At 62.7% G+C, this 16,182-nt stretch carries 15 protein-coding genes; 3 read left to right on the top strand and 12 right to left on the bottom strand.

Features of this window, described 5'->3' with window-relative positions; all coding sequences use genetic code 11:
- Positions 1-46: 46 nt before the first annotated feature.
- Both ACJRPG_RS15165 and ACJRPG_RS15160 read right to left on the bottom strand, forming a co-directional pair.
- The gene (locus ACJRPG_RS15165; protein ID WP_408000925.1) at positions 47-2,899 is read right to left on the bottom strand and encodes a TonB-dependent receptor; all 2,853 of its coding nucleotides are present in this window, start codon (positions 2,897-2,899) and stop codon (positions 47-49) included.
- 40 nt (positions 2,900-2,939) lie between these two features.
- Entirely contained in the window at positions 2,940-3,932 is a 993-nt protein-coding gene (locus ACJRPG_RS15160; protein ID WP_408000924.1) for a LacI family DNA-binding transcriptional regulator, read from the bottom strand.
- A 237-nt stretch (positions 3,933-4,169) separates the two neighbouring features.
- Between ACJRPG_RS15160 and ACJRPG_RS15155 the strand changes: the two genes are divergently transcribed.
- The 3 genes from ACJRPG_RS15155 (at position 4,170) to ACJRPG_RS15145 (ending at position 6,920) form a co-directional block, all read left to right on the top strand.
- The gene (locus ACJRPG_RS15155) at positions 4,170-5,924 is read left to right on the top strand and encodes an FAD-dependent oxidoreductase (protein WP_408000923.1); all 1,755 of its coding nucleotides are present in this window, start codon (positions 4,170-4,172) and stop codon (positions 5,922-5,924) included.
- Between the two features lie 9 nt (positions 5,925-5,933).
- Positions 5,934-6,410, top strand: a complete 477-nt coding sequence (locus tag ACJRPG_RS15150; protein ID WP_408000922.1) for a VOC family protein — start codon at positions 5,934-5,936, stop codon at positions 6,408-6,410.
- Positions 6,411-6,500: 90 nt separating this feature from the next.
- The gene (locus tag ACJRPG_RS15145) at positions 6,501-6,920 is read left to right on the top strand and encodes a hypothetical protein (protein WP_408000921.1); all 420 of its coding nucleotides are present in this window, start codon (positions 6,501-6,503) and stop codon (positions 6,918-6,920) included.
- Between the two features lie 32 nt (positions 6,921-6,952).
- On the opposite strand, the gene ACJRPG_RS15140 is transcribed toward ACJRPG_RS15145, so the two are convergent.
- The 10 genes from ACJRPG_RS15140 to hisC all read right to left on the bottom strand — a co-directional run bounded on the left by ACJRPG_RS15140 (position 6,953) and on the right by hisC (position 16,170).
- Entirely contained in the window at positions 6,953-7,252 is a 300-nt protein-coding gene (locus tag ACJRPG_RS15140; protein ID WP_408000920.1) for a ComEA family DNA-binding protein, read from the bottom strand.
- Positions 7,253-7,347: 95 nt separating this feature from the next.
- Entirely contained in the window at positions 7,348-8,295 is a 948-nt protein-coding gene (rfaE1, locus tag ACJRPG_RS15135; RefSeq protein WP_408000919.1) for a D-glycero-beta-D-manno-heptose-7-phosphate kinase, read from the bottom strand.
- Positions 8,296-8,305: 10 nt separating this feature from the next.
- A complete protein-coding gene (gene lapB / locus ACJRPG_RS15130) occupies positions 8,306-9,481 on the bottom strand; it encodes a lipopolysaccharide assembly protein LapB (protein ID WP_408000918.1) in 1,176 nt (391 codons plus the stop codon).
- A 13-nt stretch (positions 9,482-9,494) separates the two neighbouring features.
- Positions 9,495-9,794, bottom strand: a complete 300-nt coding sequence (locus ACJRPG_RS15125; protein ID WP_408000917.1) for a LapA family protein — start codon at positions 9,792-9,794, stop codon at positions 9,495-9,497.
- A gap of 74 nt (positions 9,795-9,868) precedes the next feature.
- Complete coding sequence (locus ACJRPG_RS15120; RefSeq protein ID WP_408000916.1) at positions 9,869-10,174, bottom strand: integration host factor subunit beta; 306 nt, start codon at positions 10,172-10,174, stop codon at positions 9,869-9,871.
- 20 nt (positions 10,175-10,194) lie between these two features.
- The gene (gene rpsA / locus ACJRPG_RS15115) at positions 10,195-11,871 is read right to left on the bottom strand and encodes a 30S ribosomal protein S1 (RefSeq protein WP_408000915.1); all 1,677 of its coding nucleotides are present in this window, start codon (positions 11,869-11,871) and stop codon (positions 10,195-10,197) included.
- Positions 11,872-11,963: 92 nt separating this feature from the next.
- Positions 11,964-12,644 (bottom strand): (d)CMP kinase, encoded by a 681-nt coding sequence (gene cmk / locus ACJRPG_RS15110; protein WP_408000914.1) that lies wholly within the window; start codon positions 12,642-12,644, stop codon positions 11,964-11,966.
- A gap of 74 nt (positions 12,645-12,718) precedes the next feature.
- Positions 12,719-14,053 (bottom strand): 3-phosphoshikimate 1-carboxyvinyltransferase, encoded by a 1,335-nt coding sequence (aroA, locus tag ACJRPG_RS15105; RefSeq protein WP_408000913.1) that lies wholly within the window; start codon positions 14,051-14,053, stop codon positions 12,719-12,721.
- Positions 14,054-14,063: 10 nt separating this feature from the next.
- Positions 14,064-15,059 carry a prephenate dehydrogenase gene (locus tag ACJRPG_RS15100; protein WP_408000912.1) on the bottom strand — a complete coding sequence of 332 codons (996 nt, stop codon included), beginning with the start codon at positions 15,057-15,059 and terminating at the stop codon, positions 14,064-14,066.
- Entirely contained in the window at positions 15,049-16,170 is a 1,122-nt protein-coding gene (gene hisC / locus ACJRPG_RS15095; protein ID WP_408000911.1) for a histidinol-phosphate transaminase, read from the bottom strand. The genes ACJRPG_RS15100 and hisC overlap by 11 nt, the downstream gene beginning before the upstream one ends.
- Positions 16,171-16,182: the final 12 nt, after the last annotated feature.

Here is a 16,182-nt window from a genome sequence, read left to right as displayed (position 1 = left end):
TCCTTCATCTGGAGGACGGCAGGACGAACATCGGATGGCGCGCGCCTCAGAAGGCGTAGCGCATGCTCAGCTTCACGGTCCTCATCGGGCCGCCCATCGAGTTCTGCAATCCTACGTTCTTGTTGTCGCCGCCATAGCTGTTCTGCGGAGGATTGCTTGGGCCGCCGACCCAGCCATCATAGCCGCCGTAATTGATGTTGTTGAACAGGTTGATGACGTCCAGGCGGAAGGTGAGCGAACCGTAGCGCGACCCGACTTCCTTCGCCAGGCCCAGGTCGAACTGGGTGAAGTTATCCCCGTCGCCCTTGATCGACACGCAGTTGCTGAAGCCCGTGTGGCAGTCGGTGATACGGTAAGGCAGGCCTGAGCTCACGGTGGCCTTACCGCTGACCATCAGGCCCCATGGCAGCAGGTTCCCTGCCGTACCGGCCACCACCAGGCGGTGCTTCTCGACGTTGGTTGACGGATTCCAGGCATTCGCATAGCGGCCATAGGTCCAGTTGAAGATATCGTTGCTCCACTCCTTGTTGGTCATCTGCGCGTCGCTGTAGGTATAGGTCGCGTTCAGGCTCCAGTTCGAGGCGCGGGTGAACGGCTTTTCCATCTTCAGGTAGACCGTTTCGGTTTTGGCCTGGCTGACGAAATCGCCCAGGACCAGCGTGCCGAAGCCTGGCACCGAGCCCCACAGCGGATCGATCGGGCTCTGGGTGCCCCAGCCGCCTTGCGGATCGCGGTTGCCGCCGAACCAGTTGAACTGGTTGCGGCTGCGCGAATTGGTATAACCCACTTCGCCGTTCCAGATGCCGATGGCCTGGCGCAGGCCGAGGCTGAACTGGTCGGTATATGGCGCCTTGTGGTCGGTGCGCATCATCCAGATTTCGCCGCCCGGCTGCAGGTTCTTCTGCAGCTCGTCCAGCGCGTAATTGGCCACAGCGCGGTCATAGGCACGGCCCCAGCCGCCGAACACCACCGAGCTGCGGTCGCCCTGCAGGTCATACGAGAAGCCGAGGCGCGGCGCCCAGGCGTTCTTGAAGGACTTGCGGTTGCTGCCGTCGCTGATGAAGTTCTGGATATTGACGCCGCCCTTGGCCAGCGACTGCGCGTAAGTCTGCCCTGCGGGCGCGCCATCGCGCGGGTCCTGCTTGCCGAAGATTGCCACGCGGTCGGCCGGCGTTGCGTAGCCCTCGTTCAGCATATTGTTCTCGTAGTCGTAGCGCATGCCGAGATTCAGCTCCAGCTTCGGCGTGGCCTGCCAGTCATCCTGCAGGTAGATGCCGTACTGCGTGTTCTTGAAGTTCACGCCGACCGGCGGCAGCGCGGCATCGAACTTGGTAGTGGTCGCCACGCCAGTCACGTTGTCGATCAGTTTTTCATACATGTCCACGCTTCGCGAGGTGCCGGACAGGTCGTATTCCATGCGCTTGATCTTGAAGCCGCCCTTCAGCGTGTGGCTGCTGATGCCGGTGTAGGTAAGGTCATCCTGCAGCAGCAGGCCTTTCTGCTGGCGGAACTGGGCGTTCGGCGAACCGCCTTCGATCAGCACGTCCTTCACATTATTTGGCGTGTTGCTGGGCGAGATCAGGTACTTCACATAAGGTTCGGTGGCCGACGAGTGCGGGTTCCAGGTGTACTTCTCGTAGCCGACCCGCGCTTCGTTCACGAAGTCGCCGCGCGACCAGACGTGCTTGATATCGAAGCGGTCTTCGTTGTTATCGCGCGCCACATCGTTGCCTGGAAGGCTGAGCAGCTTGTTCTCCGGCACCAGGTCGGTCTCGCGGCGCACGCGCAGCGTGGCTTCGATGCGCTGCTCATCGGAGATCTGCGCATCGATCTTGCCCAGGAAGAGGTCTTCATCGAATTTCGACTGGATGGCGCCCTGCTTGGCCAGCAGGCCGGGCACCACGCCGGTATTCGGCAGCAGGTTGGCATTCTGCGCCAGCACCTGGCGCGGCTCCTCGATCTTCTTGCCTTCATAGGCGATGAAGAAGTGCGCCACATCCTTCTTGATCGGGCCGCCGATCGTAACGCCGAACTGGTCCTGGCTGGAGGATGGACGGCCGATGCCCTGCGCTTCGGCCTTCTTCTGGAACGGATCTTTCGCCGTCAGGTTGGTGCCGGTGTGGTCCCAGAACGCATCGCCATGGAACTCATTGGTGCCGGAACGGGTAACGGCCGTAATGGCCGCGCTGCTCACCTGGTCGAATTCCGCCTTGTAGTTCTGCGAAATGATCTTGTATTCGGCAATGGCCGACTGCGGGAAGGGGTTGCCCCGGCTGGAATCCAGGCCGGACACGCCGCCGCGCAGGATGTTGTTCTTCTGGCTCACGCCGTCGATGAACACATTCACATTGTCCTGGTTCTGGGCGCCGCTGCGCAGCGTTACATTACCCGACTGGTCCACGTCGAAACGCACGCCCGGCGCGAGGTCGGCGAAGGACAGGAAGTTGCGCGTTACCTGCGGCAGGCGTTCGATCTGGTCGCGCGATACCGTGGTGCCCACTTCCGGCGTCACCACATCGCGGCGGCTGGCCGCGCCCGTGATGACGACGGTCTGCGTGCCAGTGTTCAGGTTCAGGGTGCTGGTCTGGCCCACGTTCAGCGTGACGGTTTCGGTGGCGCGCTCAGCCACGCGGATCTGGTACACGCCCGGCGCGATATTCGGCAGCACGTAACTGCCGTCCTGGCGCGTGGTGGTGCGGTACACATAGCCGTTCTGCTGGTTGACGGCGCTCACGGGCGTCCCGGCCGGCGTGGCCGTCGTACCCGTGCTGACCTGGCCACGCAAGGTCGCGGTGCTCAGCTGCGCAGTGGCAGGCGTGGCGGCGAACAGTGCCGATGCCAGCGCAGCTGCCATGACGGACAGGCGCAAGCCCGGTGTGATATGCGATTGCTTTTTCATGGTTTGTCTCCGTTGATTTTTTGTTGTGCTGCCGGTTTAACTATTTGCTCGATCCCCTCACCACCAGCTCCGCCTTCAGCGTTTGCGCCGAGGCCGCGCCGTCACCGCTGCGCCCCACCAGTTCCGTGAGGCGCTCCAGTGCGCGCACGCCCAGTTCCGCAATGGGAACGCGGACGGTGGTCAGTGCCGGACTGACGTAGCGCGCAATCGGAATATCGTCGAAGCCTGCCAGCGCGATATCGCGCGGAATGGCCAGGCCTGCCTGCGTCAGCGCCAGCTGCGCGCCGATCGCCATCATGTCGTTGGCTGCGAACAGCGCGTCCGGCCGCTTGCCGGATGCAGCCAGCTGCTGCCCTACCCGCGCGCCGGATTCCTCGGAGAAGTCGCCTTCGAAAATCTGTTCGGGAACGCCGGGCAGCATCTCCGCCATCGCCGCGCGGTAGCCGCGCAGGCGCTCCTGGGCCTCGAAGTTCAGCTTCGGACCCGTGATAAAGGCAATGCGCTTGTGGCCGCAGCCTGCGAGATGGCGCACCATCTGCGCCGCGGCGCTGTAGTTGTCGATGGAAAGCGAGGAATACTGGCTGCCGCCCGCGCCGTTATTCAGCAGCACGATGGGCAGGTGCTCGGGCAGGTGTTCGGACAGGAATTCGGCATCCACATGGGGCGACATCACGATCAGGCCGTCGACGCGGCCGCGCATGGTGCGGATCGCCGCTGCCGCTTCGTCCGCGTCGCCGTGCAGGCTGGCCACCAGCAGGTGCAGGCCGCGGCTGCGCGCGGCGCCGTCGATCCCGCGGATCATCTCGGAGAAGAACTCGCCGTACAGGTCCGGCAGCAGCACGCCGACGGTGTCGGTAAGGCTGGTGCTCAGGCTGCGCGCGCCAACGTGGGGTACATAACGCAGCTTCTTCATTACGGCCAGGATGTGGTCGCGCGTCTCTTCGGTCACGGTGTCGTGCCCGTTCAGAACGCGCGACACGGAAGCGACGGATACCTGTGCCGCCTGCGCCACGTCCTTGATGGTAACTGCCATGCTATCTCCTGTCCCGGCCGCAAAATGTAACCGGTTACATTTCGCAGCGAGCAATAAATTGCTTTTATTTTTTGGAATGTCCGCCAATGTAACCGCTTACATGGCAGGCTGTAAAGCGGATTCTTCTATCGTGCGCCCTCTTCAAAAGGGAAGACGCGCCTGTTGCGCCCTGCTGCCATCGGTTAGACTTACAGTCGATTGCAGAACGATTTTGACTATGGATGCGCAATGGCGAACATGAGATTGACTGCCCCTGAGCTGGTGCCGGAGGCGAGCAAGCAAGACCCGGTGGCCAACTCCTCGCTGGAGAGCCGCCGCCACCAGATGTTCCCGACGCTGACGGAACAGGAAATGCACCGGCTGGCGCGCTTCGGCACGGTGCGCACTTACGGCAACGGGGTGCGCATCCTCGAAGCCGGGCACACCAGCTTCGGCATGCTGGTCACGCTGAAGGGCAGCATCGTGATCTGCCGCTACGATGGCCTGGGCAATACCTCCTTCATTACCGAACACGGGCCGGGCCACTTCACCGCGGAGGTGTCGCAACTGGCGGGCCGCCCTTCCCTCGTCAACGCAACGGCCAACGGCGAAACCGAAGTGATCGTCATCTCGCCGGAAAACCTGCGCGCGCTCGTGATCGCGGAGGCGGAGCTGGGCGAACGCATCGTGCGTGCGCTGATCCTGCGCCGCATGGGCCTGCTGGAGATCAACTCCGGCGGACCGGTGCTGGTGGCGCCGGCCGGCAACGACCGCCTGTTCTACCTGCAGAGCTTCCTGACCAGTAACGCCTATCCGCACACCATCCTCGATCCGAAGACCGATGCGCAGGCGCGCACGCTGTGCGAGTACTACCAGCCCACGGCCGAGGACTGGCCGCTGGTGGTGTGCCCGGACGGCAGCGTGAAGAAGAACCCGGGCAATGCCGAGATGGGCCGCTGCCTCGGCCTGCTGCCCGACCTCGACCCGGAAAAAGTATGGGATGTGATCGTGGTCGGCGCCGGTCCTGCCGGGCTGGCGACCGCCGTGTATGCAGGCTCGGAAGGCCTGTCGGTGCTGGCACTCGAACAGCGCGCCTATGGCGGGCAGGCCGCAGCGAGCGCCCGCATCGAAAACTATCTCGGCTTCCCGACCGGCATTTCCGGCAGCGCGCTGGCCGGACGCGCCTACGTGCAGGCGCAGAAGTTCGGCGTGGAAGTAGCGATTCCCGCGCATGCCGCGCGGCTGATCTGCGACACCTATCCTCTGCGCGTGGAGTTCGAAGACGGCACGCAGGTACAGGGCAGGAGCGTGGTGCTGTCCTGCGGCGCGCGCTACCGCAGGCCGCCGCTGGCCAACATCAAACAGTTTGAAGGCAAGGGCATTTACTACTGGGCCTCGCGCATTGAGGCGAACCTGTGCAAGACGGAAGAAGTCATCCTGGTCGGCGCCGGCAATTCGGCAGGCCAGGCGGCCGTTTTCCTGTCCTCGCATGCATCGAAGGTGCATATGGTGATCCGCGGCGACGGGCTCAAAGCGACCATGTCCACCTACCTGATCGACCGTATCAAGGCCACGCCGAACATCGTGCTGCACACGCATGAGGAAGTGGTGGGGCTGGAAGGCGACGAAGAAGGGCTGAAGCAGGTCCGCGTGCGTAATAACCGCTCGCTGGGCGAGAAGGTCTACGACGTGTGCCGCCTCTTCCTCTTCATCGGCGCCGATCCGAATACCGACTGGCTGAGCGACTGCGGCGTTGACGTTGATCCACAAGGCTTTATCCGCACCGGCTTCGACGTCACGAAAGCGCAGTGCAAGGCCAATTTCGCCAAAGGCGTGTATCCTGCCGATATGCCCGACCGCGCCGCGCTGGAGACCAGCGTGCCAGGCGTGTTCGCCATCGGCGACGTGCGCGCGGGCTCCACCAAGCGTGTGGCAGCAGGCGTCGGCGAAGGTGCGGCGGTTGTTTCGCAGATCCACTCCTTCCTTGCCAACCTGCCCTTGACCGTTAAATAGGAGACCAGGATGAACAAGAACACGATCTGTCTGTGGTACAGCCGGGATGCTGAAGAGGCTGCCAATTTCTACGCCAGCATCTTTCCCGACAGTAGCGTCGGCGCCGTGCACCGCGCCCCCGGCGATTTTCCGGGCGGTAAGGCCGGCCAGGTTCTGACAGTCGAGTTCACGGTCTGCGGCATTCCCTGCCTCGGCCTCAACGGCGGCGACGCCTTCAAGCAAAGCGAAGCCTTCTCTTTCCAGATCGCCACCGAAGACCAGGCGGAAACCGACCGCTACTGGAACGCCATCGTCGGCAACGGCGGCCAGGAAAGCGCCTGCGGCTGGTGCAAGGACAAATGGGGCCTGTCATGGCAGATCACGCCGCGCGCGCTGACCGAGGCCATGAAACAAGGCGGCGACGTCGCCAAACGCGCCTTTGCAGCCATGATGGAAATGGGCAAGATCGACGTGGCGAAGATTGAAGCTGCCGTTCGCGGCGCCTGAGCACTGACCCGCGGCAAACCATACGGCGCGGAATTTCACGATACTTAAGCGGCACTCGGATTTTAGGATTAACCTATCCCGGAGTACCGTATGGACTACCCGTCGCGTGATGAGATGGAAGCCAGGATCGCAACCGTTGAGGCAAGAGTAAGTGGCCGCGCTGCCACGTTTCAGGCTACCGTGGACGGCTATATCGCCCTGATGAATGAACGCGAGATCGAGGACAGGCAACGTTTTGATCGCATCGAAGCGATGGTGGCTGACATACAGGCACAGATCAGAAGCCTGAAGACTACCATCATCGTCACTGCGATCAGCACGGGAATCGCCGTCGGCCTGGGGATCGGGGCAATGAACGCTACGATGACGGCCACCATCCTCGCGGCCTTCGAGACCGGCTCGGGCGTTGCAGCTGCACAAGCAGAGATGAAGCGCAATGCAGATAGACTTATCGCGGCAGCCGAGGCGCTGGAAAAGCAGAGGGCGCAGCAAGAGCAGGAAGAGAAATAACATGGCCCCCACCTGCGTGGGGGCTTCCCGTCTTACTTGCCAGCCTGTTTAGGCGCTGTGCCGTCGCGCGACTTGCCGTTCACCTGCAGGCCCGCTTCGGACAGCTTGATGGCGTTCTTCTCGCCGATGCCTTTCACGCGGCTTTCCAGGTCAGCCCAGTCCTTGAACGGCGCTTTCGCGCGCTCTTCCATGATGGCTTTGGACTTCGCCGGACCAATGCCCTTCACCGAGTCCAGCGCGGCCTGGTCGGCCTTGTTGACATCAACCTGGGCCAGTGCGCTGCCCATCGTTGCGGCGATGAACGCCACAGCCATCATCAGCTTCTTCATCATGTCTTCCTCCAGGAAAGGTGGCCGGAGCGGGACGCCCCGGAGCCACTTGAACGTGAAGGATACGGCTGGTGTTGACTGTTTATGCTTGAGCTAACTCAAGTGTTGAACAACTCTTCGCGGGTGACGGTCGCCGTGCCCAATTTGCCGACCACGATGCCGCCCGCGCGGTTGGCGGTCTGCACCGCTTCGTTCCAGCTGGCGCCCGCGCCGAGCATGGCCGCCATGGTGGCGATTACCGTATCGCCCGCGCCGGATACGTCAAACACTTCGCGCGCATCGGCCGGGATGTGGAACTTGTCGTCGGCGGTGAACAGGGTCATGCCCTCTTCCGAACGCGTGAGCAGCAGCGCATCCAGCTTCAGTTCGGCGCGCAGGTTCTGCGCCTTGGTGGTGAGCTGCTCCTCGCTGCTCCAGCTGCCTACGATGCGTTTCAGTTCGCCCTTGTTCGGGGTGAGCACCGTGGCGCCCGCGTAGCGCGTGAAGTCGTCGCCCTTCGGATCGACCATCACCACCTTGCCTTCGGCACGGGCCGAGGCAATCATGTCCGCCACGTTCACCAGCGATCCCTTGGCATAGTCGGACAGGATGATGACGTTATAGTCCGGCAGCAGCGTCTTGAACTGCATCAGCTTGTTGCGCAGCACGGTATCGCTTGGCGGCTCTTCAAAGTCGATGCGCAGCATCTGCTGCTGGCGGCCGATCACGCGCAGCTTGATGATGGTGGAGATGGCTTCGTCGCGTTTCAGGTAGCTGTGGATGCCGCCGCCTTCCAGCAGCTGCTCCACCTGCGTGCCCGCTTCGTCGGCGCCGACGATACCCAGCAGGCCGGCATGCGCGCCCAGCGCTGCGGCATTGCGCGCCACGTTGGCGGCGCCGCCCAGGCGCGCTTCGCGCTTCTCGATGCGCACCACCGGCACCGGCGCTTCCGGCGAAATGCGGCTCACGTCGCCGAACCAGTAACGGTCCAGCATCACGTCGCCGACCACGAGGATGCGCACCTTGTCGAGGTCCGGGGCTTTATAGACGATTGGAGTAGTGCTCACGGCGTGCCCCTCAGTTCATCACATTCAGTTCTTCGGTACGGCGCGGCGGATAGGTCTCCCAGCGGCTGCAGCCGGGGCAGTGCCAGTAGAACTGGCGCGCCTTGAAGCCGCAGTGGCTGCACTGGTAGCGCGCCAGTTTCTGGGTGTAGCCATGCACCAGGTTCTTTACCATGGTGAGCTCGGTCATCACGGTGGGCGGCGCATCCAGCATGCGCGCTTCCAGGAACTTGTCGAGGCCCAGCAGCGTCGGCGTGCGGCGCAGCTCATTGCCCACCAGCTGGCGCGCGGCTTCCGTGCCTTCCAGTTCGCTGACGGCCTTGAACACTACTTCCAGCAGGTCGATGGACGAGGCCTGCTCCAGGTAGGAACGCAGCAGGCTGAGGCCCTCCTGCGGACGGCCCACCTTGCGGTAGCCGTCCATCAGGCGCTGCGCCACCAGCGCAACGTGCGGCACGCTTTGCTGCTCCACGCGGCGCCAGGTCGTCAGCGCGCCTTCCACATCGCCCTGCGCCAGCTGCACGTCGCCGCACAGGATCGTGGCGCGTACGTTGGTGCGGTCGGCCTGCAGCGCCTTCTCCAGCAGCGGCGTGGCCTCCTCCGGATGCAGCTTCACCAGCGCGTCCTGCGCCAGCTCGCAGTAGAACTGCGCGATCTCTTTCTGGCGCGTGCCGGCGCCTGCTTCCTGCAGGCCGATGGCGGCTTCGATAGCGCGCTCCCACTCCTTCTCGCGCTGGAAGATCTCCAGCAGCGCGCGGCGCGCCTGCACCGCGTATGAGGTTTCCAGCAGGCGGTTATAGGTTTCCTCGGCGCGGTCCAGCAGGCCGGCCTTCAGGTAATCCTGGCCCAGCTCATATTCGGCATGTGCGCGCTCGTCGGCCGGCAGATCGGGACGCGACAGCAGGTTCTGGTGCACGCGGATCGCGCGCTCGGTCTCGCCGCGGCGGCGGAACAGGTTGCCGAGGGCGAAGTGCATCTCCACCGTTTCCGGGTCGAGCTTCACGATCTCGATGAAGGAATCGATCGCCTTGTCCGGCTGGTCGTTCAGTAAATGATTGAGGCCCTTGAAGTAACCGCGCGGCAGCGTGCGCGATTCGGACACGAGCTGGCGGATATCCACACGCGCAGCAATCCATCCAAGGCCGAAGAATGCCGGGATGCCCAGCAGCCACCAGATTTCAAAATCCATGAGAAGTCCTTGATTACTGCTGCGCGTTCACGCTGTCAGGCGCCTGGTTGGCCTTGAGGGCCGAAATCTGCAGCGACTGGATGGTGGTTTTCTGCTTCGTCGATTCGCGCCGGTGGCGGAACACGGTGGGCGTCAGCGCCAGCACGCCAAGGACGGCGCCAGCCACGAAGAACACGAGCAGCATCAGCACCAGGGGGCCGCGCAATTCGTAATTGAGGAACAGGTGCAGGTCAACTTCCTGCGTATTTTTGAGGGCAAAACCAAAGAACAGGACAAACAACACAACGCCAACAACAGTGGAAATTATTTTCATCGTTTAGCATCCTCTGTTTCAAAAAAAAGGGGCAGGCCACGGCCCGCCCCTTTCAGACTCTCATTTGCAGAGACTCAGTCCTCGATGATCGGTTGCCCGACCATCGCATCGACCCGCTCGCGCAACTGCTTGCCCGGCTTGAAGTGGGGCACCCGTTTTTCGGGCACCATCACCTTGTCGCCGGACTTCGGGTTACGCCCGATGCGTGGCGGCCTGCTGTTCAGTGCAAAGCTGCCGAAGCCACGAATCTCGATACGCTGGCCGCTCGATAAAGCACCGGTCATCGCATCAAGAATCGTCTTGACGGCATACTCCGCATCCTTGGCCACCAGCTGGGAATAGCGCTCAGCCAGGCGGTTGATCAATTCGGACTTGGTCATCTACGTTTCGCAGAGAAGTCTTAGTTCTTGTTGTCCATCTTGGCTTTCAGCAGTGCGCCCAGGCTGGTGGTGCCCGATGCGGCGCTGCTGTCAGCTGCCATCTTCTGCATGGCTTCAGCGGTATCAGCATTGTCCTTCGCCTTGATGGACAGCTGGATGCTGCGAGCTTTGCGGTCGATGTTGATGACCAGGGCTTCAACGCTGTCGCCAACCTTGAAGTGGGTGCCGGCATCTTCCACGCGGTCGCGGGAGATTTCGGAAGCGCGCAGGTAGCCTTCAACTTCGTCGGACAGCTGCACCACAACACCTTTAGGCTCAACCGACTTCACGGTGCCGGTGACCAGGGAACCCTTGTCGTTCATGGCAGCGTAGTTGTTGAATGGGTCGCCTTCCAGTTGCTTCACGCCCAGCGAAACGCGCTCGCGTTCCACGTCGATGGCCAGAACAACCGCTTCCAGCTCGTCGCCCTTCTTGAACTTGCGCACGGCTTCTTCGCCAGGCTCGGTCCAGGACAGGTCGGACAGGTGCACCAGGCCGTCGATGTTGCCAGCCAGGCCGATGAACACGCCGAAGTCGGTGATCGACTTGATCGCGCCCTTGACCTTGTCGCCCTTCTTGTGGGTCACGCCGAAGTCGTCCCAAGGATTGGCCTTGCACTGCTTCATGCCCAGCGAAATACGACGACGCTCTTCGTCGATTTCCAGAACCATGACTTCCACTTCGTCGCCCAGCTGGACAACCTTGTTCGGAGCCACGTTCTTGTTGGTCCAGTCCATTTCGGAAACGTGCACCAGGCCTTCGATGCCCTGTTCCACTTCCACGAACGCGCCGTAGTCGGTCAGGTTGGTGACTTTACCGAACAGGCGGGTGCCTTGCGGGTAACGACGCGACAGGCCGGTCCAAGGATCGTCGCCCAGCTGCTTCACGCCCAGGGACACACGGTTCTTCTCCTGATCGTACTTCAGCACTTTGGCGGTGATCTCTTGACCCACGGTCAGCACTTCCGATGGGTGACGCACGCGGCGCCATGCCAGGTCGGTGATGTGCAGCAGGCCGTCGATGCCGCCCAGGTCCACGAACGCGCCGTAGTCGGTGATGTTCTTCACAACGCCGGTCACCACGGTGCCTTCTTTCAGCGTTTCCATCAGTTTCTGACGCTCTTCGCCCATCGAAGCTTCGATGACGGCGCGGCGGGACAGAACGACGTTGTTACGCTTGCGGTCCAGTTTGATAACCTTGAATTCGAGGGTCTTGCCTTCGAACGGGGTGGTGTCTTTGACAGGACGGGTGTCCACCAGCGAACCTGGCAGGAACGCGCGGATGCCGTTGGTCAGAACGGTCAGGCCGCCCTTGACTTTGCCATTGACGGTACCGACGACGATCTCGCCGGATTCCATTGCTTTTTCCAGCGCCAGCCACGAAGCCAGACGCTTGGCCTTGTCGCGCGACAGGATGGTATCGCCGAAACCATTTTCCAGCGATTCGATGGCCACGGAAACGAAGTCGCCTACTTTGACTTCCAGTTCGCCTTGGTCATTCTTGAATTCTTCAACAGGGATGAAAGCTTCCGATTTCAGGCCGGCGTTGACGATAACAAAGTTGTGGTCCAGACGCACGACTTCAGCGGAGATCACTTCGCCAGAGCGCATGTCTTGACGCGACAGGGACTCTTCGAAGAGGGCTGCGAAACTTTCCATTTAAATTAACTTCCAGGTTAGCCAGCAAGGCTCCCACTATGGGACTTCAACTGGGTTAGGGTTAAACACACGCTTCGGCGCACAGAGCGCGCCTAGGCACCAACATTCTTCCCGATGGCCGCATACCACTGGAGCACCTGTTCTACGGCGGCATCGGCCGACATATTCGAGGTATCCAGGACATGCGCCCCCTCTGCTGGGACGAGTGGCGCGATGGCCCGGTTCGTATCCCGGTCGTCCCGCGCTTTCAAATCCATCAGGAGGTCTTGCATATTAGCAGAAATTCCCTTGCCAATCAATTGCTTATAGCGGCGTTCGGCCCGCGCCTCCACGCTGGCGGTCAAAAACACCTTCAGCTGGGCGTGGGGAAAGATCACCGTGCCCATGTCCCGGCCGTCCGCCACGAGGCCTGGCGCCTTGCGGAAGCCCAGCTGCAGCCCGTACAGGGCCTGGCGCACTGCTGGCAAAGCAGCAATCTTTGATGCAGTATTGCCAACAACTTCCTGCCGGATGTCTTCGGTGACGTTTTCTTGCGACAGGAACACGGCGTCGCCGGTGAAATGGATGTTCAGGTGCTCGGCCAGCTTGGCCACGGCATGCTCATCGCTGAGGTCGGTATCGCGGCGCAGGGCCGACAGCGCGGTCAGCCGGTACAGGGCGCCGGAGTCCAGCAGATGAAAACCAAGGTGGTCGGCGACGCGGTGCGCGACGGTGCCCTTGCCGGAGGCAGTCGGGCCGTCGATGGTGATGACGGGGATGTTCGAGGTAGGCATAGGCGGATTTTAACCCGCCGCCCTGGGTAATTGGGGACAGACCCTAATTAAGCAATTAGGGTCTGTCCCCATTTTCAGAACTTGGCTTCGTGGGCGATGTTGGCGAAGGCGGTGAAGTAGTCGGGGAAGGTCTTGGCGACGCACTTCGGGTCGTTGATGCGCACCTCGGTGCCGCGCCGCATCGCGCCGTCCAGCGAGGCGAGCGAGAAGCACATGGCCATGCGGTGGTCGTCATAGGTGTCGATGGTGGCTGGGTTCAGCACCTTCGGCGGCGTCACGCACAGGTAGTCCGGGCCCTCTTCCACTTCCGCGCCCAGCTTGCGCAGCTCGGTGGCCATGGCCGCGATACGGTCGGTTTCCTTCACGCGCCAGCTGGCGATGTTGCGCAGCGTGCTTTTGCCATCGGCGTACAGCGCGGCAATTGCAATCGTCATCGCCGCATCGGGAATGTGGTTGAAGTCCGCATCGATGGCTTTCAGCGGGCCGCTGGACTTGGCTTCGATCCAGTTGTCACCCATCGTGATCTGCGCGCCCATCTGCTCCAGCGCGTGCACGAAGCGCACATCCCCCTGGATGGAGTCGCGGCCTACGCCTTCCACGCGGATTGGGCCGCCCGCAATCGCGCCGGCCGCCATGAAGTAGGAGGCCGAGGAAGCGTCACCTTCAACGTGGATATTGCCGGGGCTCTGGTAGCGCACGCCGCTCGGAATCGTGAAGGACTTCCATTCATCCTGTTCCACCACCACGCCGAAGCGGCGCATCAGGTTCAGCGTGATTTCTATATAGGGCTTGGAAATCAGTTCGCCTTCCACCTCGATTGTGACCGCGTGTTCGGCCGCCATCAGCGGCGCCACCATCAGCAGCGCGGTCAGGAACTGGCTCGACACATTGCCGCGCACCGACAGGCGCTTCGCTTCGAACTTTCCCTCGCGGATATGGAGCGGCGGATAACCGGCATTACCTGTGTATTCGATGTTCGCGCCGACGGCGTTCAGCGCGTCCACCAGGTCGCCGATCGGGCGCTCGTGCATGCGCGGCACGCCGTGCACCGTGTAGTCGCCGCCGATCACGGCCAGCGCCGCCGTCAGCGGACGGATCGCGGTGCCTGCATTGCCCATGAAGAGGTCCGCGCTGCGGTTCGGGAACTGTCCGTTCACGCCCTGGACGCGGTGGATGGTGCTGCCGCCATTGGCCTGCTCTTCCTTCCATTCCACGCCAAGCTTGCGCAGTGCGGCCAGCATGACCTGCGTGTCGTCCGAATCCAGCAGGTCGACGACCTTGGTTTCGCCTTCGGCCAGCGCGGCAAGCAGCAGCACGCGGTTGGAAATGCTCTTGGAACCCGGCAGGCGCACCACGCCTTCAACGTGCGTGACCGGCTTGAGGTCGATGTGTTCTGGGTATTGGCTCATGGCCCTGTCCTTAATCTTTGTCTTTCGGCTGCGGCGTCTCGGCCGCTTCGATGGCCTCGATCCAGCGCTGGCGCGCGCGCTGCGCGTTGCCGTACACGGTTTCGAGGGTTGCGCCGTCCCCGGCGGCAAGCCGGGCGCGCAGGTGCGTCAGTTGCGCCATGTAGGCGTCGAGCTCCGTCAGCAGCGCCTGCTGGTTGGCCAGGCTGATGTCGCGCCACATTTCCGGCGAACTGCCTGCAATGCGGGTGAAGTCGCGAAAGCCGCTGGCGGCGTACTGGAACAGCAGCTCGGCGTGCGGCTTGCGGGCGATGTCGTCCACCAGCGCGTAGGCCAGCAGGTGCGGCAGGTGGCTGACGGCGGCAAATACCTTGTCGTGTTCCTCCGGCGTGAGCGTGTGGATGATCGCTCCACAGGCTTTCCACGCCGCTGCAACGCGCTCCACATCTGCGCCGGTGTTTTCGGGCAGCGGGGTAAGCACGGCTTTCTTGCCGACATAGAGATTGTCGATGGCGGCGTCGGGGCCGTTGGTTTCGCGGCCTGCAATGGGGTGGCCGGGCACGAACTGGGCAATCTTGCTACCCAGCGCGGCGCGTGCGGCGGCGGCCACGTCGGTCTTGGTGCTGCCGGCGTCGGTGACGATGGCGCCGTCCGGCAGGTATGGTGCGATCAGGGCGAGGATGCGGCCCGTCTGCGCTACCGGAGCGGCCAGCATGATCAGGTCGGCGTCGCGCAGCGTGTCAGCCAACGCGGCAAGGTAAGCCGCATCGGCCGCTGCGCCGGATGAGGCGCCGGACGCGCCACCGGCACGCTGCGCCGCGGCGGAATCGGCTGGTGCGCTGGGGATGGGTCCAATCTCGTCGATGATGCCGAGCTGCTTCGCGCGTTCCAGCGAGGCCGGCGAGCGGTCGATGCCGACCACGCGCTGCACGGCGCCGGCCTTCTTCAGCGCCCGCGCAAACGAGCCGCCGATCAGGCCAACGCCGAAGAGGACGACTTTATTCAGCACGATTCTCCGCCAACGCCTTTTGCAAGGCAGCGATCAGCACCGCATTTTCCTGCGGCAGACCGATGGAAATGCGCAGCCACTGCGGCAGGCCGTAATTGCCCACCGGCCGCACGATGACGCCCTGCTTCAGCAGCGACAGGTTGACGCGGGCGCCCGCGCCGTCATCATCGCCCACCTTCACCAGCACGAAGTTGCCATGCGAAGGCACGTACTCGAGGCCCATCTGCTTGAAGGCCTCCACAAACTGCTCGTAGCCAGCCGCATTGTTGGCAGCGCTCTTTTCGAGGAAGGCCTTGTCGTTCAGCGCCGCGATGGCCGCCGCCTGCGCCAGCGAATTCACGTTGAAGGGCTGGCGCACGCGGTTCATCAGGTCCGTCAGTTCCGGCTGCGCCAGCGCGAAGCCAACGCGCAGTCCTGCCAGGCCGTAGGCCTTGGAGAAGGTGCGCGACACCAGCAGGTTCGGGTACTGGCGCACCCACGCTGCGGATTCATACTGGTCGCCGGCCGACAGGAACTCGTTGTAGGCCTCGTCCAGCACCACCACCACGTTCGAAGGCACCTTCTTCAGGAACGCCTCCAGCTCGGCGCCGGTCACGAAGGTGCCGGTCGGGTTGTTCGGGTTGGCGATGAAGACCAGGCGCGTGTCCGGAGCAATGGCGGCTGCCATGGCGTCCAGGTCGTGGCCGTGGTTCTTGGCCGGCACCACGATGTGGCGTGCGCCGATGCCTTGTGCAGCCAGCGCGTACACGGCGAAGGAATACTGCGCGTAGACGATGGACTGGCCCTTCTCCACGAAGGCCTTGGCGGCGATTTCGAGGATATCGTTGGAGCCGTTGCCCAGCGTGATCCACTCCATCGGCACGTCGTAGCGCTTCGACAGCGCCTGCTTCAGGTCGAAGGCATTGGCATCGGGATAGCGGCCCAGTTCAGCGGCAGCCTTGGCCATCGCCTCTTTTGCCGATTCCGGCACACCGAACGGATTCTCGTTCGATGCCAGCTTCACGATAGCCTCTTCATCGAGGCCGAACTCCCGCGCCACTTCCGAGATCGGCTTGCCAGCCTGGTAAGGAGCGATAGCGCGGACGTATTCAGGACCGAATTGCTTGGACATAGTTTTCTCTAA

It is taken from the genome of Pseudoduganella rhizocola (assembly GCF_045984285.3).
Taxonomy (GTDB): Bacteria; Pseudomonadota; Gammaproteobacteria; order Burkholderiales; family Burkholderiaceae_D; genus Rugamonas.
The sequence above is the reverse complement of the archived record's forward strand: the minus strand, read 5'-3'. Positions and strand labels throughout refer to the sequence as shown.